At 73.6% G+C, this 23493-nt stretch carries 24 protein-coding genes; 9 read left to right on the top strand and 15 right to left on the bottom strand.

Annotation, left to right across the window (positions count from 1 at the left end; genetic code table 11):
- Window positions 1-107 precede the first annotated feature (107 nt).
- Window positions 108-746, top strand: coding sequence for a hypothetical protein (locus tag AB0N04_RS10600; protein ID WP_360220136.1), 639 nt, complete (start codon window positions 108-110; stop codon window positions 744-746).
- 277 nt (window positions 747-1023) lie between these two features.
- On the opposite strand, the gene AB0N04_RS10605 is transcribed toward AB0N04_RS10600, so the two are convergent.
- The 5 genes from AB0N04_RS10605 to AB0N04_RS10625 all read right to left on the bottom strand — a co-directional run bounded on the left by AB0N04_RS10605 (window position 1024) and on the right by AB0N04_RS10625 (window position 6181).
- Window positions 1024-2661 carry a hypothetical protein gene (locus AB0N04_RS10605; protein WP_360220133.1) on the bottom strand — a complete coding sequence of 546 codons (1638 nt, stop codon included), beginning with the start codon at window positions 2659-2661 and terminating at the stop codon, window positions 1024-1026.
- Complete coding sequence (locus AB0N04_RS10610) at window positions 2658-3557, bottom strand: ATP-binding cassette domain-containing protein (protein WP_360220130.1); 900 nt, start codon at window positions 3555-3557, stop codon at window positions 2658-2660. Before AB0N04_RS10610 ends, AB0N04_RS10605 begins: the two co-directional genes overlap by 4 nt.
- A 285-nt stretch (window positions 3558-3842) precedes the next feature.
- On the bottom strand, window positions 3843-4994 hold the full coding sequence (locus tag AB0N04_RS10615) for a histidine kinase (RefSeq protein WP_360220127.1): 1152 nt from the start codon (window positions 4992-4994) through the stop codon (window positions 3843-3845).
- Between the two features lie 222 nt (window positions 4995-5216).
- Window positions 5217-5879, bottom strand: a complete 663-nt coding sequence (locus AB0N04_RS10620) for a response regulator transcription factor (RefSeq protein ID WP_360220124.1) — start codon at window positions 5877-5879, stop codon at window positions 5217-5219.
- Window positions 5880-6010: 131 nt separating this feature from the next.
- Entirely contained in the window at window positions 6011-6181 is a 171-nt protein-coding gene (locus AB0N04_RS10625) for a hydrophobic protein (protein ID WP_360220183.1), read from the bottom strand.
- A gap of 123 nt (window positions 6182-6304) precedes the next feature.
- On the opposite strand from AB0N04_RS10625, the gene AB0N04_RS10630 reads away from it, so the two are divergent.
- On the top strand, window positions 6305-6478 hold the full coding sequence (locus AB0N04_RS10630; protein WP_360220122.1) for a CsbD family protein: 174 nt from the start codon (window positions 6305-6307) through the stop codon (window positions 6476-6478).
- Between the two features lie 136 nt (window positions 6479-6614).
- On the opposite strand, the gene AB0N04_RS10635 is transcribed toward AB0N04_RS10630, so the two are convergent.
- Both AB0N04_RS10635 and AB0N04_RS10640 read right to left on the bottom strand, forming a co-directional pair.
- Window positions 6615-6977, bottom strand: a complete 363-nt coding sequence (locus AB0N04_RS10635) for a hypothetical protein (RefSeq protein ID WP_360220119.1) — start codon at window positions 6975-6977, stop codon at window positions 6615-6617.
- Window positions 6952-7644, bottom strand: coding sequence for a hypothetical protein (locus AB0N04_RS10640; protein WP_360220116.1), 693 nt, complete (start codon window positions 7642-7644; stop codon window positions 6952-6954). The genes AB0N04_RS10635 and AB0N04_RS10640 overlap by 26 nt, the downstream gene beginning before the upstream one ends.
- Before the next feature lie 109 nt (window positions 7645-7753).
- Here AB0N04_RS10640 and AB0N04_RS10645 point away from each other — a divergent pair, with 109 nt between their 5' ends.
- From AB0N04_RS10645 to AB0N04_RS10665, 5 genes are all read left to right on the top strand, one after another.
- Window positions 7754-8188: an Hsp20/alpha crystallin family protein gene (locus AB0N04_RS10645; protein ID WP_360220113.1), complete on the top strand. Its 435-nt coding sequence runs from the start codon at window positions 7754-7756 to the stop codon at window positions 8186-8188.
- Between the two features lie 128 nt (window positions 8189-8316).
- On the top strand, window positions 8317-8610 hold the full coding sequence (locus AB0N04_RS10650) for an STAS domain-containing protein (protein WP_360220110.1): 294 nt from the start codon (window positions 8317-8319) through the stop codon (window positions 8608-8610).
- Window positions 8611-8656: 46 nt separating this feature from the next.
- Window positions 8657-9061: a DUF2267 domain-containing protein gene (locus tag AB0N04_RS10655; protein ID WP_360220107.1), complete on the top strand. Its 405-nt coding sequence runs from the start codon at window positions 8657-8659 to the stop codon at window positions 9059-9061.
- A 59-nt stretch (window positions 9062-9120) separates the two neighbouring features.
- Window positions 9121-9519 carry a DUF2267 domain-containing protein gene (locus AB0N04_RS10660; RefSeq protein WP_360220104.1) on the top strand — a complete coding sequence of 133 codons (399 nt, stop codon included), beginning with the start codon at window positions 9121-9123 and terminating at the stop codon, window positions 9517-9519.
- Between the two features lie 946 nt (window positions 9520-10465).
- A complete protein-coding gene (locus AB0N04_RS10665; protein ID WP_360220180.1) occupies window positions 10466-10747 on the top strand; it encodes a MerR family transcriptional regulator in 282 nt (93 codons plus the stop codon).
- Window positions 10748-11141: 394 nt separating this feature from the next.
- On the opposite strand, the gene AB0N04_RS10670 is transcribed toward AB0N04_RS10665, so the two are convergent.
- Window positions 11142-11735: a TetR/AcrR family transcriptional regulator C-terminal ligand-binding domain-containing protein gene (locus tag AB0N04_RS10670; protein WP_360220101.1), complete on the bottom strand. Its 594-nt coding sequence runs from the start codon at window positions 11733-11735 to the stop codon at window positions 11142-11144.
- Between the two features lie 155 nt (window positions 11736-11890).
- On the bottom strand, window positions 11891-14683 hold the full coding sequence (locus AB0N04_RS10675; protein WP_360220098.1) for an AAA family ATPase: 2793 nt from the start codon (window positions 14681-14683) through the stop codon (window positions 11891-11893).
- Between the two features lie 499 nt (window positions 14684-15182).
- Here AB0N04_RS10675 and AB0N04_RS10680 point away from each other — a divergent pair, with 499 nt between their 5' ends.
- On the top strand, window positions 15183-16238 hold the full coding sequence (locus AB0N04_RS10680; RefSeq protein ID WP_360220096.1) for a glycoside hydrolase family 16 protein: 1056 nt from the start codon (window positions 15183-15185) through the stop codon (window positions 16236-16238).
- Between the two features lie 274 nt (window positions 16239-16512).
- On the opposite strand, the gene AB0N04_RS10685 is transcribed toward AB0N04_RS10680, so the two are convergent.
- From AB0N04_RS10685 to AB0N04_RS10695, 3 genes are all read right to left on the bottom strand, one after another.
- The gene (locus AB0N04_RS10685; protein ID WP_360220093.1) at window positions 16513-18033 is read right to left on the bottom strand and encodes a UbiD family decarboxylase; all 1521 of its coding nucleotides are present in this window, start codon (window positions 18031-18033) and stop codon (window positions 16513-16515) included.
- A 14-nt stretch (window positions 18034-18047) separates the two neighbouring features.
- Complete coding sequence (locus AB0N04_RS10690) at window positions 18048-18653, bottom strand: non-oxidative hydroxyarylic acid decarboxylases subunit B (RefSeq protein ID WP_360220090.1); 606 nt, start codon at window positions 18651-18653, stop codon at window positions 18048-18050.
- Between the two features lie 99 nt (window positions 18654-18752).
- Window positions 18753-19976, bottom strand: a complete 1224-nt coding sequence (locus AB0N04_RS10695) for an alpha/beta fold hydrolase (RefSeq protein WP_360220087.1) — start codon at window positions 19974-19976, stop codon at window positions 18753-18755.
- A 237-nt stretch (window positions 19977-20213) separates the two neighbouring features.
- Between AB0N04_RS10695 and AB0N04_RS10700 the strand changes: the two genes are divergently transcribed.
- A complete protein-coding gene (locus AB0N04_RS10700) occupies window positions 20214-20720 on the top strand; it encodes a DUF664 domain-containing protein (protein ID WP_360220084.1) in 507 nt (168 codons plus the stop codon).
- Window positions 20721-20965: 245 nt separating this feature from the next.
- On the opposite strand, the gene AB0N04_RS10705 is transcribed toward AB0N04_RS10700, so the two are convergent.
- From AB0N04_RS10705 to AB0N04_RS10715, 3 genes are all read right to left on the bottom strand, one after another.
- A complete protein-coding gene (locus AB0N04_RS10705) occupies window positions 20966-21790 on the bottom strand; it encodes a glycoside hydrolase family protein (RefSeq protein WP_360215299.1) in 825 nt (274 codons plus the stop codon).
- Between the two features lie 68 nt (window positions 21791-21858).
- Window positions 21859-22653: a thaumatin family protein gene (locus tag AB0N04_RS10710; RefSeq protein WP_360215302.1), complete on the bottom strand. Its 795-nt coding sequence runs from the start codon at window positions 22651-22653 to the stop codon at window positions 21859-21861.
- Between the two features lie 16 nt (window positions 22654-22669).
- A complete protein-coding gene (locus AB0N04_RS10715; RefSeq protein ID WP_360215305.1) occupies window positions 22670-23476 on the bottom strand; it encodes a chitinase in 807 nt (268 codons plus the stop codon).
- Window positions 23477-23493: the final 17 nt, after the last annotated feature.

A 23493-nucleotide genomic window follows, 5' to 3' on the forward strand; every position in this document is an offset into this window, starting at 1 on the left:
ACCCGGATTCGCAGGAGCCGGCGACTGCTTCACCGCCTCCAGGAGGTTTCGAGGCCGCCTCCGAGGATCGGCCGACCAGGGCAGGGACGCGGGAGTAGGTTGTGGCGGTGACCGAATCCCTGCCGCCCGGCGGTGTTGTGCTCGACGCGGAAGAGTTGGACGCCCGGTGGGCGGACGCGTGGCGGCCGGAACAGGTCGCGGAGCGACTGGGCGGGGTCGGCGCGCCCTGGTGCGTCGCCGCGGGTTGGGCGTTGGACCTCTTCCGCGGGAGGCAGTCGCGCCCGCACGGCGACTTGGAGATCGCGGTGCCCGCGGCGGGATTCCCCGAGATCCGGGACCGCTTCCCCGAGTACGCCTTCGACGCGGCGGGCTCGGGCCGGGTCTGGCCGGACGCGGGGCCCGAAGCGCTGGCGGCCACCCACCAGACCTGGGTGCGGGATCCGGCGAACGGGCGGTTCCTGTTCGACGTCTTCCGCGAGCCGCACCAGGGCGCGACCTGGATCTGCCGTCGTGACGAGAGCCTGCGGCTGCCGTACGACACCGTCATCGAGCGGACGGCGGACGGGACGCCCTACCTCCTGCCGGAACTGGTGCTGCTGTTCAAGGCGAAGGCCGCGCGGCCCAAGGACCAGGCGGACTTCGACGGCGCGCTGCCGCTGCTGGGCCAGGCCCGGCGGGACACCCTCCGCGGGTGGCTGGAGCGTGTCCACCCCGGACATCCGTGGCTGGCGCAGCTGGCCGGTTAGCGCCCGGTGCGGATCGATCCTCGGCGGCAGAGAGCCGCGTCCGTCACCTGTCACCTGTCATCTGGACCCGGACCGCGGACCGCGCGTCGGTGGTGCGGCTGGCGCCGGCCGGAGCGGCCGTGCCGCATCTCTGCCTGGTCGTCAGCTTCGCCCTTGACCAGGCCGGCCGACCGACCCGCCACCGGCATGGGCCCGCGGCTGCTCCCGGTGTGGTGGAGGTGTGGGCCGGGGGCGCCCCCGGTGGACCCCGTCGCCGGGGGCCGGGGGACGGTCGGGGTTAGGCCTTGGCGTTTCGGCGGGCCGTGTCGACGGCGAAGACCGCGGCGAGCATCGCCGCGGACAGTGCCGCGACGAGGACGGGGCTGGGGCCGGTCGGGCGGCCGTGGGGCCGGACGGCGCCCATGAAGTCGAGGGCTGACACGTTGTTGACCAGGAGGTACCAGAGCGGCAGGTAGACGACCTGGAAGACCCGATGGGTGCGGCTCAGCGTGCCCAGGGACATGGCCAGGGAGGGGATGAAGAGCGCGCCGCCGGCCCAGTGCGCCACTCCGGCGCCGTCGCCCGCCGCCAGCATCCGCAGCAGCGGTACGACGCCGGCGACCGCCGTGAGTACGAGCCCGGAGGCCCACTCCGCGAGCAGACGGCGCCGGGCCGCCGGGTAGGCGCCGAGCAGGACCTCCAGCCCGTTCTCGACCTGTTGGCTTCCCAGCCGGGACCAGATCAGGACCGGCCACAGCCAGGCGGCGGGCAGGAGCAGCCCGGTCAGGGCGTTCATCGGGACGACGAAGCCCGCGACGGTCAGCGCCGCCGCGACCAGCCACCACCACGGCGAGACGCCCTGCAGCAGGATGCGCACCTCGCCGGCGAGCAGCCGGCCGAACGCACCCGCCCGATCGGGCTCGGTCCGCGGAAGTGCGCCCGGCGCGGTGGACCAGCGGGCGGACGGATCCGCTTCCCGGTCCGCTCCGCGCGGAACGGGCACCCGGGGCGCCGCCACCGGCTCCCGCGGAAAGGCGCGGCGCGAGCACGGCCCGCCGCCGGCGGCGCCGCCGCGGGACCGGGCGGGGTCGAACCGGCCGAACCACACGGTGGGCAGCAGCGCCACCGCGACCGCGAGCAGGAGCAGCACCAGCCGGTCCAGGACGAAGCCGGCCGAGACGTCGAAGCCGGTCCACAGGAAGGTGTCGAGCGGCTCGGCGACCTGGGTGAGACCCAGGCTGAACCCGCCCTCGCCGACCTGCCGGTGCTGGGCCGTGATCGACGCGTCCATCGACCGCGCCACCCGGTGCACGCCGAGGCCGCCCAGCGGAGCGGAGGCCGACTGGCCGCCGAGCGACAGCACCAGGGCCGCCACGAACCACACGATGTTCCCGACGCCGCCGCGCAACAGCGGCACCGTCTCGAACAGGATCGCGGCGGCCGCGGTCAGCGCCATCAGCGGCAGCGCGAGCAGCACGAAGGGCTCGACCAGCGCGACCGGGTCGACCGAGCGGTCCTCGCCACGGGCCAGCTGCATCGCCAGCGCCGTGGCCGCGAGGACGCCCAGCATCGAGCCGAGCACCAGCAGGTTGCTCAGGAACTTGGCGCACAGGTAGCCGCCGGTGCGCAGCGGGGTGGCGGCCAGCACCTGGCCGACCCGGGTGGTGTGGTCCCGGGCGATGCCGCTGCGCACCACGTAGAAGCCGCCGAGGGTGAGCCACAGCGTGCCGGCGAGGGCGGTGACCGTGCCGACGTAGGGGCTGTTGTAGATCCCGCGGTGGCCGCCGACGTCCATGATCACCCAGGTGCTGTCCGCGTCCGGTACGGCGAGGTAGCCGAGGCCGACCGCGGCGAGCAGGGTCACCGCGTACGCCGGGCGGCGGACCCGGTCGCGGAAGTCGCCGACCGCCAGGGCGGCCAGGGCGCGAAGGTTCACCGCAGCACCGCCTGAGGGCTGGTGGCCGGTTCGCCGCTGCGGTGGACGAGGGCGAGGTAGGCGTCCTCCAGGTCAGGCGGGACCGGGACCGCGTCCGGGGCGGGTGCGGCGTCGGAGAGCAGCCGCAGGCGCACGCCGCTGGTGGTGCGGACCATCCGGCTGACCACGTGGCGGGCCTGCACGGCCGGGACGTCGGCGGGGGCGGTCAGGAGCTCCCAGACCTGTCCGTCGACCTCCCGGAGCAGGTCCTCGGGGGAGCCGCGGCGCAGCAGCCGCCCCCGGGCGACCACGGCGATGTCCGCGGCGACCGACTCGACGTCGGAGACGATGTGGGTGGAGAGCATCACCATCCGGTCGGCGGCGAGGTCGCTGAGCAGGTTGCGGAAGCGCACCCGTTCCTCCGGGTCGAGGCCGGCCGTCGGCTCGTCGACGACGATGACCCTGGGGTCGGCGAGCAGGGTCTGCGCGATGCCGACCCGGCGCAGCATGCCGCCGGAGTACTTGCCGAGAGGGCGTTTGACGGCCTCGGTCAGGTTGACCAGCTGGATCAGTTCGTCGATCCGGGCCCGGGTGGAGCGGGCCGACAGGCCCTTGGCCGCTGCCAGGTAGGACAGGAACTCCCGCGAGGTCAGGTTCGGGTAGGACCCGAAGTCCTGTGGCAGGTAGCCGAGTTCGCGGCGTAGCCGGTCGGGGTCGGCGATCACGTCGCGCCCCTGGTAGCGGACCTGGCCGCTGGTCGGTCTGGTGACCGTGGACACGATCCGCATCAGCGAGGACTTGCCGGCGCCGTTGGGCCCGAGCAGGCCCAGCATTCCCGGGCCCAGGTGCATCGTGATGCCGTCGACGGCGCGTTTGCCGCCCCGGTACACCTTGGTCACGTCGGTCAGTTCGAGCATCGTCTTCCTCTTCCCCGTCGGACCGTGCGGGCTCAGCCCCTGACGTCCGTCTCCCTGCCGTTGCGGAGCACCGTGACGCCGCGCGGGACACGGTGGAAGCCTCGCCCATCCGCGGGCTCCTGCCATCTGCCGTTCGGCAGATATCGCCGCTCGGGTTGGCGGGTGGGAGGGCGGCGGGTAGGCCGAACGGCCTGGTGCGTCCGGTGCGTTCGGTGCGTCCGGTGAGGGCAGTGAGTCCGGAGGGCGATGGCGCGGGGGCGTCGGGAACGCGCCGACGCGGGTGCGTCAGGAGGTCGCCGGTGCGGGGTGCAACGGGAGGACGGCGCGCACCCGCCAGCCGTCGGCGTGCGGACCGACGGACAGGGTGCCGCCGAGGGCGCCGGTCCGTTCGGCGAGCGCCGCCAGCCCCGTCCCGCCCGTGGAGCGGCGGGCCGGGCCGCCGCTGCCGCGGTGGCCGCGGGGCCGTCCGCCGTCGGTGACGGTCACCCGCACGGCGGGGCCCGCGGCATGGACGGTGCGGACCACTTCCACGTCCAGCCGCTCGGCCCGCGGGGCGTGCCGCCGGACGTTGGTCAGCGCCTCCAGGACGATCCGGTAGGCGGCGTCCTCGATCTCGCGCGGCGCGGCACCGGGCAGCCCCGGTTCCAGGACGAGTGCGCCGGCGGCGCCCGAGGCGAGGAAGCGGTCGACCAACTCCGGGATGTCGGCGAGGCCGTGCACCCTGGTCGGCGGCGGCTCGGCGTCCGCGGAGGCCTGCGGGTCGCGCAGGGTCCGCAGCGTGTGGTCCATCGAGTCGAGCGCCCGCAGGCCCGCGGCCTCCAGGCGGGCCAGGAGTTCCAGGTTCTGCTGCTCGTCGTACCCGCAGACCTGGGCGGCCTGCACCTCCAGCAGGATGCCGGTGACCTCGTGCGCGACGAAGTCGTGCAGGTCGCGGGCGACTTCGAGGCGCTGGTCGTGTCGGGCCTGCTGCACCGCGCGGGCCCGCTGGTCGTCCTGGGCCCGCAGGTGGAGCCCGACGCCGACGGCGCAGGCCGCCGGAAAAGTGGCCAGTGCGACGGCGACCACCGACGGGCCGAAGGCCGGCTGCGGCAGGCGCAGGGTGAAGCGCAGCGGGAGGGCCAGCAGGGCGGCGACCAGGACCCCTCCGGCGAGGAACGCCCGGCGCGGGTCGGCCCGCCGGATCACCCGCCCGCCCAGCACCAGCAACGCGGCGAACTCGAACGGCAGCCAGAGGGCCACCAGGTTCCGCGGTCCCGGGCAGACGGCGTCGGCGATCAGTGAGATCCCCGCGACCAGGCCTGCCGCCAGGACCGGCGAGGCCGGGCCCGGCGGGCGGCGCAGGATCGCCGCGGCCACGGCGAGGACGGCGACGGCCGCCGGGACCAGCGCCGCCGGTGGAGCGATCGTCGCGGGAGCCGCGATCAGGGCCACGGCCATCGCGCAGAGCATGCGTCGACGACGGGTGTCAGGCAGGGACCGGGTGCACACGGACCGAGCCTATGCAACAGGGCCGGACGCTCGGCGAAGAGGTGGCTGGTCGTCAGGAAGGCCCGGTGTGAGGGATCTTGCCGTGACGAGGATCCGCGTTCGCGCCGGAGCGACGGACGCGCACCCGGCCGTCCAGGCCGTCCAGGCCGTCCGGGGTGTCCGGACCGTGGCTCACCCGCCCGACCGGCCGGCCGCGTATCGCCTCTCGAAGGTGCGCACGGCGATGCCGACCCGGTTCCGGACGCCCAGTTTCCGCTGGATGCTGGCCACGTGGGTCTTCACGGTGCCGGGCGAGATGAACAGTTCCCCGGCGATGTCGGCGTTGGTCTTGCCCTCGGCCACCTTCCCGGCGATCTCCTCCTCCCGCCCGGTGAGCGGCTCGACGAGGGCCGGGCCGTCGGGCCGGACGCCGGTGACGTGCCTGAGCAGCCGCACCGTGACGGACGGGCTGATCAGACTGTCGCCCGCGACCGCCGCCCGGACGGCCTCGACCAGCAGGGCCGGGCCCGACCGCTTGAGGAGGAAGCCGGAGGCGCCGTGGCGTAGCGCCGGGTACACGTACTCGTCGAGGTCGAAGGTGGTGACGACGACGACCTTGACCGGGTCCGCCGCCGAGGGGCCGGCGATCCGGCGGACCACCTCCAGACCGTCCATGCGCGGCATGCGGATGTCCACCAGCGCCACGTCGGGCCGCAGCCGGCCCGCTTCCTCCACCGCGGCCACGCCGTCCGCCGCCTCGCCGACCACCTCCATGTCCGGCTGGCTCTCGAGGATCCGCCGCATCCCCCGACGGACCATCTCCTGGTCGTCGGCGAGCAGTAATCGGATGGCCACGAACGGGAATTCTGTCACACCGGCGGATCGCTCACGGGCGGCGGCCGGGTCGGGCACGACGTGGCGGGGAACGCACCCGGTGCGTTCCCCGCCACGCTGCCTCGTTCGTCCGGGCGTTGGCGCCCGGACGCCTACCAGCGGTACCAGCGGCCGCGGCTGCCGGATGCGCTGGTACCGCGGGCCACGAAGCCGAGCAGCCACACCACCAGAACCACGACCGCCACCCACCACAGGGCTTTCAGTGCGAAGCCCGCGCCGAAGAGGAGCAGTGCCAGCAGCAGAACAAGAAGAAGGGGAACCATCTCGACCTCCATAGTCGGCGTCGGCGATCCGCTTGCCCCGGGCCGCGGCGAATATTCGGAGGAATCTTCCGGGCGGGCGGGGGCAGGCGCCGTGCCGACAGCTTCGACGAACCGGAGGTCCGCATGAGTGCCGGCGACAAGATCGAGAACACTGCCGAGAAGGCCAAGGGCGCGGTCAAGGAGGGCGTCGGCAAGGTGACCGGCAACGAGCGTCTGGAAGCCGAGGGCAAGGCCGACCAGGCCAAGGCGGACGTGAAGCAGGCAGGCGAGAAGGTCAAGGACGCCTTCAAGGACTGATCGACCTTCGGCGCCGTGGCGGTGGTTCCGCTGTCTTCCTGCCGGGACCACCGCCATCGGCGTGCCGCGGTCGGCCGCACGGCCCACTGTGCGGTGATGCCGATGCCCGGAACCCCGCGCCGGAGGAACACTCCTGTCACACGGTTGCGCCGTCGGTGGCCCGGTGGCTGTCGGCGGGGCGGTGCTGCGGCGCGTCGGGGACGGTCCGCGTACGCCGACGCCCCGCCGTGTCGAAGGGGTCGGCCGTCGGGGCTCGCGCCGGCTGCGGCGGGACGCTCGGAGGGGCCGCGGGCGCGGGGGAGGACTGCGGGGGCCAGGGCCGGTGGGCCAGGTCGTGGCGGAGTGTGTCGAGTCTGGCCAGGCAGGCCTCGACGGTGGCGATGGCGGCGGTGCTGTGTTCGCGGATGCGGCGTTCGATGGCGGTGAGCCGGTCTTCGATGTGCTGCCAGCGTTCCTCGGCGGTGGTGTGGGGGTCAGGTGCGTCGTCGGTCGCTGTCATGGCGCAGGCGTTCGGTGTGGTCGGTGAGGGTGTCGAGGCGGTCGGTGAGGTCGGGGTGGGCGGCGAGGTGGGGGCGCATCGCCGCCAGGGGCGCTATCAGGTCGGCCGGGTCGGGGGCGCCGAGGGCGGTGGTGAGCGCGGTCAGCGCGGGACGGGCCCGGGGGGTGAGGCCGGGCGCGGCGGTGACCTGGGCGGCCAGCACGCGCAGGTCGGCTGCGTTGTCCCGGGCCCAGACGGTGACCGCGCGTTCGGCGGCCCGCCGGTCGCGCACCGCTTTGACCCGCTCCGCGCCGGTCTCCGCGTCGGGGGAGCCGCTGTCGGCGGGGCGCAGGCGCAGGTAACGGTTCTCGGCGGCCTGGCGGCTGGCGACGCCCATGGGCCGGGCGAGTTCCGCCCAGGTGGCACCCGCGTCACGGGCGTTCTCCACCAGACCGGCCTCCCAGCCCGCGAGCTCGCTGCGCAGCTCGCGCAGCAGCACCAGCGCGGCCAGGGCCGGCTCCGGTCCCTCGTCCGGTGCACCGGCCCCGGGCCGGGTGGCCGGGCTGGTGTTCCGGGCGGTGCGGACGGCGTCGTCGATGGCGGCGAGTGCGGCGGCTGCGGCGAGGAAGGACGCCGGTCCTGTGGGTGGGCTGCCCCCGGTGGCGGGCGGGTCGGGCCGCTTTCCCATTGGTGTCACTCCTTGGGCGACTCGGGGGTTTGTCATCGGATGGATGACATGTTAGAACAGATTCAGGTGAAGCGCACTGGCTCCCATCGATCAGTGGAGGTGTTTCGCGATGCTGATGCGCACTGACCCGTTCCGCGAGCTGGACCGGCTGACCCAGCAGTTCCTGGGTACGAACGGCACTTGGTCCCGGCCGGCCCCGATGCCGCTGGACGCCTGCCGTGTCGGCGACGAGTACGTGATCTGTTTCGACCTGCCCGGGGTGGACCCGCAGGCGATCGACATCGACGTCGAACGGAACATGCTGACCGTCAAGGCCGAACGCCGCCCCCGCCACGAGGGCGACAACGTGAAGTGGGAACTGTCCGAGCGCCCGCTCGGTGTCTTCTCCCGCCAGGTCATGCTCTCCGACACCCTCGACCCCGCCGGGATCAGCGCCGACTACGACGCCGGCGTGCTGACGCTGAAGATCCCGGTCGCCGAACGGGCCAAGCCCCGCAAGATCGCCATCAGCCACAACGGCGACCGCAAGCAGATCCAGGCCTGACCCCCCTCCCCGGACTGTTGCGCGCCGCTCCTGATCCCCCCCGAGGGGCGGCGCGCAACGCCCCGGCTGCACGCCGCCCGCTCCGGGGCCGGCCCCGGAGCGGGCGGCCCGAGACCGAGCAACGCGCCATGGACGGACGAGAACACGAACCCTTCGTGGTGAGGGCCGGCGGCGAGATCGACCTCGACACCGCCCCCTCACTGCGCCGTGCCCTGGCCGCCGCGCTCGAGTCGCACCGGGAGGTGGTGCTCGACCTGTCGGAGGTGACGTTCATGGACTGCGCGGGCCTGGGCGCCCTCGTCCGGGCCCGCAACCAGGCCGACCGGTGCGGTGGGCGCCTCAGCCTGCGAGGGGCCCGCCACCGCGTGGCCCGGCTGCTCGAACTCACCGGTCTGCACCGGCGCCTGGCCGTCGAACCCTGACCGGGCACCGTTCGCACCGGTTCCTCGGGATGGAGGGAGAACCGCGGTGACTCTTCGATGGGAGGCGTTCCTGGAGGAGGTCCGGGAACGCGGCGAATACGACACACCCCAGGAGGCCGAGCGGGCGGCGCGGGTCGTCCTGGCCCTGCTCTGCGCCCACCTGGTAGGTCGGGTGCGCGCAGAACTGGCCGCCCGCCTGCCCGAGACCATGGCCCTGATCCTGCTCAACCCGCTGCAGGCCGCCGAGCCGCTCAGTGCCGAGCGGTTCGCGCGCGCGACGGCGGCCTGGATCGAGGGCGCCACCGAGAACACCGCGCTGTGGGACATCGGCGCCGTCCTGTCCACGGTGGCCGACGCCGCCGGCGACGACCTCACCGGGCGTGTCCTGCTCCAGCTGCCGCCCGGCTACGACCTGCTGTTCGGCCGGCCCCAGCCCGGCCGCCGCCCCTGAACCCGTCCGCGCCGCCCGCCGCACCCGCCCGGCCGGCCCCGCCCCGGAAGGCCACCGCCATGACCCGGTACCGCCTCCTTCTCCAGCACGTCCGCACCCTCGGCCGCTACACCACCGACGAGGAGGCGGAACGCGTCCTGCACGCCGTCCTGGCCGCCCTCGGCAGCCAGCTCACCGGTGAGGAGCGCTGCGACCTCGCCGCGGCCCTGCCCGAGCGGGCCCGCGCCGTCTTCGCCTCGCAGATCCCGCTGCCCGAGCCGGTCGCCGCCCCGGCCTTCGTCGAAGCCGCCGCCCGCGCCCTGAGCACCAGCCTCACCAGTGCACGCTGGGACGTCTCCTCCGTCCTGGCCGCCCTCGCCGACCTGGCCGGCGACCCGCTCACCGACCGGATTCTCGCCGACCTGCCCCGCGGCTACGCGCTCCTGTTCGGCCGCGCCGACCTCGTCGCCGCGGCGTGACCCGGAACCGGGTGGAGACCGTCACCGGCACCGTGCGGGAGCTCGCCCACCGGGCGCGCGGCGGCGGCTCGGGGGGTTGTCGCCGCCGCGCGGCGGGAGACTACCTCACTCGCGGGCGCCGCAAAATCTATGCGCGCCGGAGTAGACATTGCTCGCGGGCGGGTCTAACGTTTCTCTCGTAGACAGCAGTCGGCGATACCGGCCAGACACGAACTGGCCGGGTTGTTGGACGGAAGTTCGCAGTTCGGTCCGGCAGTGGAGCTCCGAAGCCAGCAGGTGCAGGACGGCGACGGGACTGGCTGCCGGACCGGGCGGCCCGCAGGTATCAGGGGCCGCCACCAGCGGTACCGGTAGTACGCAGTTCAGTGAGTGCAGTACCCGGCAGTCGCCAGACAAGCAGGGCCTCGGCAAAGGCGCCCAGACTGCGGGCGCGCGTGTCGAGGAGGTCCAGGCAGTGGGGTTCCAGGCCAGCGCAGGTGCAGGACGGCCGACGGGGCTGGCTGCCGGACCGGTGGGCCGTCACGGCCACCGACCAGCAGGACGCAGTTCAGCAGGTGCAGTACCGGCAGTACCAGCAGTATGAGCAGTACCGGCAGTACGGAAATGACAGTTCAGTACAGAGGATGAACGGAGGGCGCAAGCGCCATCAGGATCGCCCGGCCCGTGAACACTCGCCCGGGCGGACACCGCAGACCCCAAGGCAAGGACGGTGGTTTCCGGTCACGCATACGCGATCCCCGCACACCCCCTCCCCCGGGGCGGTGCGGAAGTAACAGGACCGGCCCAGGCCGGTAGATGGTGTTGTTCCCCTTCGGGGCCCCGGAGCCGACACGGCCCCGGGGCCCCTCGACGCGTTCTCCCCGAGAACCAGAGAGGTGCAGTGACTACGACGACCAGCCCCGACGCATCCGACAAACTCGACGACGACGACTACCCCGCCTACACCATGGGCCGCGCCGCCGAGATGACCGCCACCACCCCCGGCTTCCTGCGAGCCCTCGGCGAACACCGCCTCATCACCCCGCTACGCTCCGGCGGCGGCCACCGCCGCTACTCCCGCTACCAGCTACGCATCGCCATGCGCGCCCGCGACCTCGTCGACCAGGGCACCCCGATCGAGGCCGCCTGCCGCATCGTCATCCTCGAAGACCAACTCGAAGAAGCCCTGCGCATCAACGAACAGCTCCGCCGTTCCCAGCGGGACCAGGAGCCCACCGCGGACACCTGACCGGACCGGCACCCCGGCCCACAGCCGCGGGCGGAGCCAGCACGGTGAAGTCCCGGGCGGCCGAGGTGGAGTTCACGCCGCCGGGCGAGCGAGGCGGGCCCCGGGCCGAAGACGCTCGGCTTCCCGGTGCCGGCCTTCCGCCCGCTCGACCCGTGCTCCTCGCCGGGCGGCGCCCCGGCCGGCACGGACACCGCGCACCGGCCCCGGGAGCCGACTGCCGCCAGGGCCATGTCCGGGCTGTCGACCGCGAACCCCCGGGAGCGTCGCACAGACGCTCCCGGGGGTTCGCGGCACCACGCGGCACCCGGACTGACCTGGGTCCGGCGACGAGGGGGACGGTCGCCGACCGCGGGTCGGGTGGGTGGGGAGGGGGCCCGGTTCGGGTGGGCCGGGCTCAGTCCGTGCCCGGTGCGTCCGCGGGGCCGAGCAGTCGGTCGACGAGGAGCTCGGGGTAGCCGGTGGCCGGCAGGTCGATGCCGAAGATCGACCGGACGTAGAACGGTGCGATGAGCTGGTCGAGGATCTGCTCCACGGGTGGCGGGTCCTCGCCCCGGGCGATGGCCCGCTGGCGGATCTGTTCGATGGAGCGCATGCGGCGCTGGAAGTGCTGCGTCCGCTCGGTCTGGTCCTGGGGGTTGTTCGGCATGGACAGGATGACGGCGCGCACGAGGGCGCGGCCCTGGGGGGTGCGGATGCTCCTGACGCTGGCTTCGGCCCAGGCGAGGAGGTCGCCGCGCAGGCTGCCGGTGTCGTTCAGCGGCGAGTCGCGTTCGAGGCGGGTGGTGACCATGTCGGCCAGGAGTGCGTCGAGGCTGCCCCAGCGCCGGTAGACGCTGGTGTGGTTGACGCCGGCGCGCTGGGCGATCGCGGGGATGTTGAGGTCCTCGCCGTCCGGGTCGGAGAGCAGGTCGATGACCGCCTGGTGGACGGCCGTGCGGACCTGTTCGGGGCTCCTGCGGATGCGTGTGGTCGGTTCTTTCGTCGTCACCCCCACATCGTAAGCACAGATGTTTGCTTCGCGCTGCCCGGTGGGTCCCACAGTCTGGCAGGCGACCGGCGCAGCCTTCAGCGCGACGGTGGGGCGTAGCCGTCGCCTCGGCCGCCGGAGAGCGCGAATGCCCGCCGCCTCACCCCTGCCCGGTGTCAGTGCCCGGTGTCGCCGGCCGGAGTGCCGCCCGGTGTGCCGCCCAGCGCGTCGCGCAGGGCGGCGCGGGAGGTGACGCCGAGCTTGGGGAAGACCCGGTAGAGGTGCGAACTGACCGTCCGCGGGGACAATCGGATCCGCTCGCCGATCTCCTTGTTCGTCAGCCCGGTCGCGGCGAGTTCGGCGATCCGCCGCTCCTGCCAGGTCAGCACCGCGGCGTCCGGGGCCGACGGGCCCGACGGGGCCGCAGGCCGGCCGCCGGCCCGGAGTTCGGCGCGGGCCCGGTCCGCCCACTCCGCGCAGCCGAGCCGGTCGAACGTCCCGACGGCCAGCGTCAGCGCCTGCCCGGCCGCCCGCGGCTCGCTCAGCCGCCGCAGCGTGATGCCGTAGGCCAGACGGACGCGCGCCACCTCGAAGGGGAAGTCCCCGGCCGCCGGGTGCGCCTCGACGCGCGCGTACATCGCCGCCGCCTCCGCCGCATCCTCCGCGGTCATCGCCAGGCCGCCGTAGGCGGACAGGGCCAGCCGGGGCGACGCCTCCGGCAGCCCGGCCTCGCACGCCGCCAGGGCGTGCCGCCGCGCCTGCTCCCGGCGGCCGCTGTACAGCGCCGCCTCCACCAGCTCCAGCAACGCGCGCGGGGCGATCTGGTGGGCGTGGCGCTCGAAGCTGCCCGGCGGCGTCATCCCGATCGCGTACAGGTAGGCCGCCTCGAAGTCCCCCTCGGTGAGCGCCACCCCGGTGGCGATCGCCTCCGTGATCTGGGTGAGCAGACCCACCCCACGCGGACGGGCCCAGGCGTCCACCGCGGACTGCAGCTCCCGCGCGGCACCCAGCCGCCCCCGCCGGGCCGCCAACTGCCCCAGCACCGCCCGGGTGTGGTACGCGAGCAGGACGTGACCGTGCGCGGTGCACAGCTCCAGCGCCTGCTGCCCGGTACGCTCCGCCTCCGCCCACTCGCCGGAGTACATCTGGTCGAGCATCAGCATCCGCAGCATGGTCATCACGCTCGACACCGCGCCCTCCTCCCGCTCCCGCTCGACGGCGTGCCGCAGCTGGACGCGGTACTGGCTCAGCGCGTCGACGTGGGAGGCACAGACACCCAGCCGGGCCAGGTCCCACGGCGCGAGGTGCGCCTCGGCGGCGAACGCCCGCTCCAGACGTTCGCGCAGCCCCGTACCGCTGCGCGCCACGGCGCTCGCGTCCCGGTACAGCGCCGTCAGCGGATGCACCCGGTCGCCGAGCGCGTCGAGGATCCGCTCGACGCGCTGCCACAGGGCGGGGTCGCCCGCGTAGTGGGCCATGGTGACCAGCGTGTCGGCCGCCCGGGCCAGGGTGGCCCCGTCGCCTGCCTCCCCCTGAGTGCCGCCGTCCGACCACCGCTCGACCGCCGCCGCCAGCCGTTGGAAGGCCGGCCGGACCGCTCCGGCCCGGACGAAGTCCGCGTGCGCGGAGGTGAGGACGGCGGCCAGCGAACCGGCCGGGCCGGGCTCCGGGTCCGAGCGGTGGAGCAGCCGCTGCGCCTCGTCCAGCAGCGCGGCCTGCGCGGCGAGGTAGGCCGCGTCACCGAGGCGCCGGGAGCGGTCCGCGGGCCGCTCGCTCAGCTCCGCCGCGCGGGTCAGCCAGGCCACGGCGGCCGCCGCGCCACCGCGCCGGGTCGCGGAGTCGGCCGCCGCCTCCAGCACCGCGGCCACCGCCTCGTCCGGCTCGACGACCGCTGCGGCCAGGTGGCCCGCGTGCCGCTCGGTGTCGGCCCGGTGCACCCGGGACAGTTCGGCGTGGGCGGACCGGCGCTCGTCGGGCGTGGCCAGCTGGATGACGGCGGAGCGCACCAGGGGGTGGCGGAAGACGAAGTCACCGAGGGCCGTGTCGACGTCGAGCAGCCCCGACTCGACGGCCGGTTCGACCCCGCGCATCCGGTACCGCGTGGCGTGGACGCGGCCCCGGAGCCGGCCGGCCGCGGCGCCGTCGAGGGCGCCGCGGAGCAGTTCCGCCCGGACGGCGGGGGCCAGGCGCTCGATCCGCGTGCCGTAGAGCTGCTGGAGGCGCCTGGGCAGCGGCACCCCGGGGGTGGCGAGCAGGTCACCGGCGAGGTCGGGCGCGGCCAGGTAGGGCGGCAGCTCGTGCAGGGCCAGCGGGTTGCCCCGGGCGTGCTCCAGGGCGGCCCGCCGCACCCGGGCGTCGAGCCGGGGGTGGCGCAGCTCCAGCAGGCGCCCGGCGGCGTCCTCCGCCAGGGCCTCGACCGGAAGTTCGGGGAGCCGGGCGTGGTCGAAGGCGCAGCGCACCTCGGAGCGCAGGGCGATCAGCATCTTCACCGGGAGGTCCGCCAGCCGGCGTGCCACGAACCCGCACACCTCGACGCTGGCGTCGTCCAGCCACTGGCCGTCGTCGATCAGCAGCGTCAGCGGCCGTTCGGCGGCGGCGAGTGCCAGCAGGTCCAGCACGGCGATGCCGAGGGACAGCACGGACGGCGGCGCACCGCTGCCGCCGCCGAACACCACGTCCAGGGCGGTGCGTTGGCGCGGGTCGAGGCGGGCGGTGCGGTCGAGCAGGGGGTGGAGGCACTGGTGCAGGCCGGCGAACGGCAGCTCCGACTCGGCCTCCACCCCGGTGGCCCGCACGAGTGCGTGGTCCGCCTCGGCCGCCGTGCGGGCCGCACGGTCGACCAGTGCGCTCTTGCCCACGCCCGCCTCGCCGCGCAGCACCAGCGCCCGCCCCTCGGGGGCGGTCACGAACGAGTGCAGCAGGGCCAGTTCGTGCTCCCGGCCGATCAAGGGCGTGTCCGCCGGATTCATGGTCCCCACCTCCGCGCCCGACCGCCGGGTGTGGCCCTGGGGCGGTCGGATGACGATCATCATGTGCTCGGCGTAAGCCTGCCATCCCGAGGGCCCCGCAGCCGCACTCGCGCCCGCAGCTGGGCGGTACGGCCGGGCGTGGCTCGGCGGGCCGCCCCCGTGGTCGCGCTGCCCGTGGTGGCGCCGTGAGCGGTGGATCGGCGTGGGTGTGGCGGTACGGCTGGTACTGAGCGCCTGCCACCGCCCTGGCTGCCCCCGCGGGGGCATGCGCCGACGGATCGGGTCCCGCGGTCAGCCCGAGGTCCCATCCCGGATCGACCCGACCTGTCGGTGGGTCACCCCCTTCGCACCGTACGACGAGCGGTTCCCCGGGACGAGTGCGAGAGTCGATCGCAACCGCCTGCCGCCGGCAGTGCCGGTCCCCCCACACATGGCTCTTACGGTGCCCCGGGTCATCGGGTCGGTCCCTGCCGTGACCGGTCCCAGAACGGCGGATCCCTTGTCGAAACTCCTGAAGCTCGCCGCGGCGTCCGTGGCCGGTGCGGCCCTGTGCGTGCTCGCCTCGCCGACGGCCGTGGCGGCGCGTCAGATCGGCACGGCGCCGCCCTGGCCCTCGCCCGGGAGCGGGTCGTGGCCGTTCCCGATCACCCCGCTGAGCAGCCGGCCCCCGTTCCCCTCGGCACCGTCGCCCGGCGCACCGGCCCCGGCGAATCCCGTGGCGCCCTCGACCACGGCGCCCTCGCCACCGTCGCGGACGGCGCCCACCGGACCGACGGGCCGGTGGGACCTGAAGTTCGCCGACGAGTTCGACGGGACGTCGCTGGACCGGACGAGGTGGTCGTACCAGTCGGACGCGGAGGCCGACTGGTCCGCCAACCCCCTGGGCACCGGGAACCCGGGCAACCAGCAGCTCGAATTCGACCAGCCGGCGAACTGCGCCGTCTCCGGCGGCGCGCTGGACATCACGGCCAGGCCGGACGCCGTCACCAGCGCCAGTGGGAAGCGCTACGCGTGGTCCAGCTGCATGATCAACACGTCGCCCTCCTACGCCTTCACCTACGGCTACACGGAGGTGCGGGCGAAGCTCCCGGCGCCCAAGGGCTTCTGGCCGGCCCTGTGGACGTGGTCCGCGCCTGGCGTCACCCTCCCCGCCCACGGCGAGACCGACGCCTTCGAGTTCTACTCGGACGACCACTCACGGCTCTACCTCAGCCAGCACAACGCGAGCAGGGCCCAGCAGGAAGCCCCGTCCTGGTTCACCTGGCCCGGTGCCGCCCTCCCCGACCCGAACGCCGCGGGCGTGGTGCACCGGCCCGCGTTCGATCCGACGGCGGACTTCCACACCTACGGCGTCGACATCGAGCCCTGGGGGACGGACTGGTGGATCGACGGCCGGGTCGTCCACCACAGCAGCAGGGCCTCGAACCGGCCGGTGAACGTCCTCCTCAGCAACTTCGTCTACTCCAAGGTCCCGCCGGCGCCCGGCAGCGAAGGACACCTGACGGTCGACTACGTGAGGGCCTGGCAACGGCCGGCCGCCTTCCCCGTCCGCTGACCCGGGCGTCGGACGTCGGCATGTCCTACCTGGCACCGACGGCCGGTCGACGTGCACCGGGTCGTGAAGGTCGGTGCCGAGAAGCGGCAGGCCTTCGGGGTACCGCCCGGGCAGGCGTGGCTCTACCGCGGGCGCGGGCCCGGTGGCGTGGGCCGGTGCCGGTCGGGTGCGGGGGCCGGGAAGCGGACAGGACGGCGTTGGCGACGAGGTTGGGGACCAGGTGGGCCTTCCCGACCTCGTGGGCCCGGGCGGGGCGGAGCCGTGGCCGGCGTCCTCAGGCCTCGTCGTCCCAGTGGTCGAGGACGCGCCGGCGGACGTGGGCCGGGTAGGCCTCGGCGAAGGAGCTGTGCGGCATGCGCCCCTGGCCGGGGGCGGGCTGGAGGCCGTCGTGGAGGACGACCGGCCCGGTCATGGTGGCCCGCTCGTCGGGGTGGTAGCAGTTCATCAGGGGGTGGATCGGGCCGTGCCACACCTCGGCGCGGTCGGTGGGGTGGATGCGGGTGGCCAGCGCCCACAGCAGGTCGGTGTCGTCGGCGGGGTCGACGTCGTCGTCGAGGACGAAGACCCGGGCGTGGAGCCGTCCGCCCCGGCTCCCCCCGGCCATGACCTCGCCGATGCGATGCACGAACTCCTGGGAGTCGATGTCGGAGTCGGTGTCGGTGTCGGAGTCGGTGTCCGGGAGGAGTTCGCGCCAGTTCGCCGGGACGGTGAGCACCAGCCAGTGGGAGGCGGCGCGCAGCGGGGACCAGGCGGTGGTGACCGGCAGGCCGGCGGCGCGCAGGTCGTGCAGGACGTCGGCGGCGATGCCCACTCCGGTGACGGTGTGGAACTCGTCCACCGGGCGGCCCTCGGCGACGATCGGCCAGATCGGGGCGTCGCGGTGGGTGATGCACTCGACGGTGTAGACGGGCTGGTGGGAGGCCTCGTCGGGGACGTACCCGGCGAACTCGCCGAACGGCCCCTCGACGGCGGAGCGTTCCACGGACAGGTGGCCCTCGATGACGACCTCCGCGCCGGCGGGCACCTCGAGGTCGGACAGCTCGCACTTCACGACCTCGACCGGCTCGCCGTGCAGGGCGCCGATGTAGCCGGCCTCGTCGACGCCGTCGGGCAGCGGGATGCCGCCGACGAAGGGGATCGCCGGGTCGCCGCCCTGGACGAGGGCGTAGGGCATGGGCTTGCCGATCTTCACCCATTCCTGCCAGATGAGGCCGATGTGCTGGGGCGGGATGACCAGGCCGGTCATGCGCTTGCCGTCGATCATCATGATGCGGGCTATGGACCAGTTGGTCCACGAGCCGTCCGGGGTGCGCGCGACGATGATCCCCCAGGTGTTGAGGTACCGGCCGCCGTCCTGCTCGTGGACGCGGGGGATCGGGAAGCGCTCCAGCGTCGCGTCCTCGCCGAGCAGGACGTTCTGCTTGCAGGGGGCCTGGTCGCGGGGCACCAGCCTGGGCGGCACCGGCGGCAGGTCCCGGGTCGCCGCCAGGGTGTCCACGAGCTGCGCGGCGGTCAGCTCCGGGGGCAGCCCGAGGGAGAGCGCGACCCGGGCGAGCGGCTTGCCGGGCGCGGAGCTCAGCGAGGCGGGTGCGCCCATCAGGCGGAAGCCGGGCTCGGCGCCGCCGACGTTCTCGAAGAGCGGTGCGGGCGCGGTGCGCTCGTAGGAGAGCCGGGTGATCGCCGCGGCCTCCAGGTCCCAACTCACCTCGCGCCGGACGCGCTTGAGGTCGCCGAGGGCTTCGAGCGCGGCGATGTGGCCGCGGAGGTCCTTGGGGTGGTTCACGGGGTGGTTCATGGGGTGCGCTTCCTTCACTGGTTGCTCTGGAGGGCCGGTACGCGCGGGGTGGCCGCGGCGCGCATGCCTTCCCAGCGGCGGGCCCGGGTCGAGTCGATGCCGAACTGGTCGCAGATCCTCGCCACGATGTGGTCGACGACGTCGTCCACGGTGGCGGGGTGGTTGTAGAAGGCGGGCATGGGCGGCACGATGGCGGCGCCCATGCGGGCGAGGGCGAGCATGTTGTCGAGGTGGATCTCGCTCAGCGGGGTCTCGCGGGGGACGAGGACGAGCTTGCGGCGCTCCTTGAGCGTGACGTCCGCGGCCCGGGCGACCAGACCGTCGGCGTACCCGGTGCGTATCCCGGCGAGGGTCTTCATGCTGCACGGGACGATCACCATCCCGTCGGCGGGGAACGAGCCGGAGGCGATGGAGGCCCCCTGGTCGTCCGGGGAGTGGACGACGTCGGCCAGCGCGGCGACGTCGCGGGAGCTCATCCCGGTCTCCAGTTCGAGGGTGGCCCGTGCCCAGCGCGTCAGCACCAGGTGCGTCTCCACCTCGGGGTGCCGGTGCAGTTCCTGGAGGAGCCGGACTCCCAGGACGGAGCCGGTCGCCCCTGTCATTCCTACGATCAGCCGCACGTGTGTCTCCTGGTGCTTCCTCGGTCAATGGGTCTGCAGCCGATGGACGGTCCGCGGGCCGGGCCCGTGGGCCCGGCGCGGTGTCGGACGGTCAGGTCCTCAGGCGGTGGTCGTACCGAGGGTGTCGTCGAGCCAGTCGTAGATGCGGGTTTGGGTGAGGCGCATGGCGCCGGGGTGGCAGTGGGCGCCGGCGCCTTCGTCGTTGGTGAAGTGCATGAGGGTCTTGGGGCAGGTGAGGTGGTGGTAGAGCTGTTCGGGCTGGCCGTGGAAGAACATGTCGTCTTCGGCGTCGCAGACGAGGGTGGGGCACTGGATGCGTTCGGCGATGCCGTTGGCGAGGGTGTAGTCGAGGTAGGAGGCGTTGAAGGCGCGGGGGGTGTCGACGCCCATGACGTACATGCCGTGGTTGATGGCCCAGCGGGCGATGGGGTCGGTGGCCATGAGGTGGTCGAGGGCGGCGTCGAGTTCGGGGGCGGTGTCGGCGCGCAGGAGGTGTTCGGCTTCTTCGCGGGTGCCGGGGATGTTGCGGGTGGTGGTCTGGCCGAGGTCGTAGAGGCCGTCGACGGTGATGAGGGCGGCGAGGCGGTGTTCGAAGGCGGCGGCGCGGGGGGCGAGGATGCCGCCCATGCTGATGCCGAGCAGGGCGATGCGGTCGTTGTCGACGTCGGGCAGGGTCTGGGCGTAGTCGACGACGGGGGTGATGACGTTCTCCCAGTCGGGGCGGAAGGGCAGGTTCTGGTGGTGGCGGGGGCCGGGCATGCCGGGGCCGTCGAAGGTCAGGACGGTGTAGCCGCGCTCGACGCCGGCCATGGCGCCGAAGTAGTGGAGTTCCTCGGCGGTGCCGTCGAAGCCGTTGTGCATGATGAGGGTGGGGCGGGGGGTGGCGGTGTCGTCGACGCGGTAGAGGTAGCCGGGCAGGGTGGTGTCCTCGTAGGGGATCTGGACGGGTTCGATGATCGGGGTGAAGAGGGCGGCGGCGGAGCGGAAGGTGTCGACGCTGCGGTCGTAGGCGTGGTCGTGGCGGGGGTCGCAGGGGTGGCCGTGGAGGAAGAACTCGGCGGAGCGGTAGTAGTTGGAGGCGCGCAGGAAGCCGTCGCGGGCGCTGACCCGGTGGCCGGCGGCCAGGGACTCCTCGGCCTGGCCGGCGACGCGGTCGGCGGTGGCCATCCACTCGGTGTACCAGCTGCCGTAGTCGCCCTCGGTGATGCGGTCGGCGGTGGAGACGACCTCGCCGAAGTCCGCGCCGCCGTAGGCGATGTGGCTCATCGAGCGCAGGGTCTCGTACCAGAACTGGATGTTGTTCGGGAACAGCAGCTGCTTCATCGTCCGCACTCTCCTCGGAATCCGTAAGCACCGATCTGTGCTTACGGGAAGGACTGTAGACCCTTCGGGCGGCGCGAAGCAAGCATCTGTGCTTAGCGGTGGAAGTGTGGTGGGGTCGGGGTGGTGGAACGCCGGGTGGCCGGCGGCCCGGGGGCGGGACACAATCGGCGGGGCGGTGCGGCTCGCCGTGCCGCCGACAAGGACGGCCTACTCGACCGGGAGACGACGGTGACCGGTGTGACCAGCGCGGAGCTTCTCGTGGACGCGTTCGAGCGGATCCGTGCCACGGTCGCCGACGTCGTCGAGGGTCTGACTCCCGACCAGCTGGCGTTCCGGGTGCAGGACTCGGCCAACTCGATCGCCTGGCTGGTCTGGCACCTCACCCGGGTGCAGGACGACCACGTCGCCGACGCGGCCGACCGCGAACAGGTGTGGACCGCCGAGGGCTGGGCGGAGCGGTTCGCCCTGCCCTTCGCCGCGTCGGCCACCGGTTACGGGCACCGGCCCGCGCAGGTCGCCCAGGTCACCGCCACCGCCGACCTGCTGTCGGGCTACCACGACGCCGTCCACGCGCGGACCACGGAGTACGTGCGAGGCCTCGACAACCGCTCCCTCGCCCGGATCGTCGACGAGTCGTGGCAGCCACCGGTCACCCTCGGGGTGCGTCTGATCAGCGTGATCGCCGACGACCTGCAGCACGTCGGCCAGGCGGCCTTCGTGCGCGGTCTGCTGACCGGGCGCTGACGGCGGCCCGCCCGCGTCCGGGTGGCAGGGGCTTCACCACGCGCGGAGCGCACGGGGAACATCCCCGTGCGCTCCGCGCGCGTCCCGCAGGGCGGGCCGTCAGGCCGCAGGAGCCTGGTCCGGCGCCACCCGCATCAGGTTCGGGTCGGAAGCCGGCTGCGGCACGGCCTTCAGGCCCCTTGATCGCCCGCGACCGCGGGCGGTGCGGGTCGGATCGACCCGCACCGCCCGGGCGGGGTCCGTGCTCAGCCGGCCGCGCGGTAGGCCGCGCCCACCTTGTTGGGCGTCGCCCGGTTGTAGAGGCCGCTGCCGCCGCGGTCCGCGGAGAGGGTGAACCAGGCGTAGCGTTCGACGAAGGGCAGGCCCTGGAGCATGGCGGTCGACTTCGTGACGAACGCGGCCTGCTGGTCCTGCGTCGGATACCTCGGGGTGCCGTGGGAGAAGTCGATCAGGGCGTACTCGGTGAGCCAGATCGGCTTCTTGTAGCGGTTGTAGACGGCCTGGAGGTAGCCGCGCAGCTGGCCGGTCGCGGCGTCGGCGCGGAAGTCCGAGCCGTACCAGTGCAGGGGGATGAAGTCGACCTTCTCGTGGCGGGCGGCGGCGCCCTTCATGAACTGGTCGAGCCAGCCGCCCGCGACGTCGCCGCCGCCCGCGACCGCGGGTGCCCCCAGGCGCATCCCGGTCGACTGGAGCCGCGGCCACAGGTCGAGGGCCCTGGCCGGGCTCATGTTCGCCTGCGCCGGCAGGTCGGGTTCGTTGAACCCGAGCAGGGTGCTGCCCTCCTTCCTGGCCGTGTTGAGCTGGGCGTCGGTCACCGAGGCCGCGCCCCAGATCATGGGGACGAACTCGACGCCGGCCGGCGGCCTGATCTGCTGGCGGTCCGAGGCCCAGGTGTAGAACCAGCCGGCCCTGACGTCGGCCAGTGCGCCGGTGACGTCGGGGAAGTTCCAGGCGCTGACGCCCTTCTTCTTCACGGCGGCGGACGCGTCGGCCGGGCCGGCGGCCGTGAGCCCGGTCAGGACCGCGAACAGCACGGGCACGACGGTGAACAGGCGTAGGCGACGGGACACCGTGCTCCTCTCCTCACGTGATCGCGTGGTCGCGGCCGTGGCCGTGGCGGGGCCGCGGGACGGGCGGCTCACGCGGCGGGTCCGAAGGTGACGGTGAAGCCCTTGCAGTGGCTGCACTGCTGCATCACCTTGTTGCCCGGCACCTGGTCCTGCTTGGACCAGGTGTAGGCCTTGGGGCACCTCGCGCTGAGCGCGCGGCTGTAGTCGCTGGGGGTGTCCCGGCTGGGGTTGGTGCACAGCAGCGGCTTGCCGTCCGGCCCGCGCGTCAGGTCGGCGGGCGGGCAGACGGGCAGCAGGTTCGCCGTGCAGCCCCGCGTGTCGCAGCCGCCGCCGGGCGGGACGGTGGCGTTCACCGGGGTGATCGTGACCGGCAGCGAGAAGGCGTTCACGTAGCTCACGTCGTACCAGGGCGCGGCGCCGTCCTTGCTGTCGAAGTTGAACTCGGCCAAGCTGGCGGGCTGTTCGCCCGTCGTGCAGTGGTCGGCGAACGCCCCGCAGTCGCCCACCCGGCAGTGGAAGGTGCTGCCGGGGGCGCCGCCGCACCCCTGCCGGGCGAAGAACTTGCCGCGCCAGTGGAAGGGGGCGGTCGTCTCGGGGATCGTCACCGTCGCCGACTGCCCGGGGGCCAGGACCGGCAGCCGGGCGAACTGCTTGGACCCGTCGGCGTTGACGCCGCTGCCGATCCACAGCGTCTGCGAGGAGTGGTTGACGAACGTCACCGTGTGGTTGACAGCAGCCGTCGCCGCCGTGCCCGCGGCCGCCGTACCCGCGGCCGCCGTGCCCGCGCCCGGGACCACGGCGGTCAGCACGGTGGTCAAGGTGGCGGCCACCGCGACGAGGAGCCTGGTCAGGAACCTGTGCATGGGGTCTCCGCTCTTCTCAGCAGGTCAGGTTGGCGCCGGGGGAGGTGCCGAGGATCTGGGCGAACCGCTGGTAGAGGTTGACCCGGTCCTGCATCTGGGCGGGGTTCCGGCCGTTGCACTCCAGGGCGCCGTTGATGCTGCGGATCGTCTGGCCGAACCCGGCGCTGTTGACCATCGCCTGATGGGGCGTCATGGAGCCGGGACCGGACTGGGTGTTCCAGTACCAGAGCGCGGTCTTCCAGGCGACCTGGGGGTCGGTCTGGACCAGGCCCGGGTTGTGGAGCAGGTCGATGTGCAGGGCGTCCCCGGCCGCCTTGTAGTTGAAGTTCCAGCTGAGCTGGAGCGGACCCCGTCCGTAGTAGGCGGCCCGCCCCGCGGGACAGCCGTAGGACCGGGAAGTGTCGCAGTACGTCGGGTAGTTGGCGGTGTTCTGCTCCACGATGTAGCGCAGGCCGCCGGTCTCGTGGCTGATGTTGGCGAGGAACGCCGCGGCCTCCCGGCGCTTGAGCGCGTCGTCCCCGGTGTGTGCGAAGACGGGGTAGGCGCTCATCGCACCGACCAGTGCCTCGTAGGTGTAGAACTGGTTCTTGCTCGGGAACATCCGGCCGAACTGGGCCTTGCTCACGATGAATCCGGCCTGCACCGCTGCCGCCGCCGGCGCGCCCGCCGCTCCGGTCGCCGACTCGGCGGAGAAGGAGACAGGGGCGGAGGCAGGGGTGGAAGCCGAGGCCGTGGTGGAAGCGGGCAGGGCGATCGCCGAGACGGCCGCCGCTGCCGCGGCGATCCTCAGGGCTGAGCGTCGGGCTGAGCGTCGAAAGGACATGGCTGGCCTTCCTCACG

It is taken from the genome of Kitasatospora sp. NPDC051702, from assembly GCF_040681575.1.
GTDB lineage: Bacteria > Actinomycetota > Actinomycetes > Streptomycetales > Streptomycetaceae > Kitasatospora.

What these genes read in the sequence shown, in the direction of transcription:
- AB0N04_RS10610 (WP_360220130.1), bottom strand. Translation starts at nt 3,557, where the DNA reads ATGCTCGAACTGACCGACGTGACCAAGGTGTACCGGGGCGGCAAACGC.
- AB0N04_RS10615 (WP_360220127.1), bottom strand. Translation starts at nt 4,994, where the DNA reads ATGGCCGTGGCCCTGATCGCGGCTCCCGCGACGATCGCTCCACCGGCG.
- AB0N04_RS10625 (WP_360220183.1), bottom strand. Translation starts at nt 6,181, where the DNA reads ATGGTTCCCCTTCTTCTTGTTCTGCTGCTGGCACTGCTCCTCTTCGGC.
- AB0N04_RS10630 (WP_360220122.1), top strand. Translation starts at nt 6,305, where the DNA reads ATGAGTGCCGGCGACAAGATCGAGAACACTGCCGAGAAGGCCAAGGGC.
- AB0N04_RS10635 (WP_360220119.1), bottom strand. Translation starts at nt 6,977, where the DNA reads ATGACAGCGACCGACGACGCACCTGACCCCCACACCACCGCCGAGGAA.
- AB0N04_RS10640 (WP_360220116.1), bottom strand. Translation starts at nt 7,644, where the DNA reads ATGGGAAAGCGGCCCGACCCGCCCGCCACCGGGGGCAGCCCACCCACA.
- AB0N04_RS10645 (WP_360220113.1), top strand. Translation starts at nt 7,754, where the DNA reads ATGCTGATGCGCACTGACCCGTTCCGCGAGCTGGACCGGCTGACCCAG.
- AB0N04_RS10650 (WP_360220110.1), top strand. Translation starts at nt 8,317, where the DNA reads ATGGACGGACGAGAACACGAACCCTTCGTGGTGAGGGCCGGCGGCGAG.
- AB0N04_RS10660 (WP_360220104.1), top strand. Translation starts at nt 9,121, where the DNA reads ATGACCCGGTACCGCCTCCTTCTCCAGCACGTCCGCACCCTCGGCCGC.
- AB0N04_RS10665 (WP_360220180.1), top strand. Translation starts at nt 10,466, where the DNA reads ATGGGCCGCGCCGCCGAGATGACCGCCACCACCCCCGGCTTCCTGCGA.
- AB0N04_RS10675 (WP_360220098.1), bottom strand. Translation starts at nt 14,683, where the DNA reads ATGAATCCGGCGGACACGCCCTTGATCGGCCGGGAGCACGAACTGGCC.
- AB0N04_RS10685 (WP_360220093.1), bottom strand. Translation starts at nt 18,033, where the DNA reads ATGAACCACCCCGTGAACCACCCCAAGGACCTCCGCGGCCACATCGCC.
- AB0N04_RS10695 (WP_360220087.1), bottom strand. Translation starts at nt 19,976, where the DNA reads ATGAAGCAGCTGCTGTTCCCGAACAACATCCAGTTCTGGTACGAGACC.
- AB0N04_RS10710 (WP_360215302.1), bottom strand. Translation starts at nt 22,653, where the DNA reads ATGCACAGGTTCCTGACCAGGCTCCTCGTCGCGGTGGCCGCCACCTTG.
- AB0N04_RS10715 (WP_360215305.1), bottom strand. Translation starts at nt 23,476, where the DNA reads ATGTCCTTTCGACGCTCAGCCCGACGCTCAGCCCTGAGGATCGCCGCG.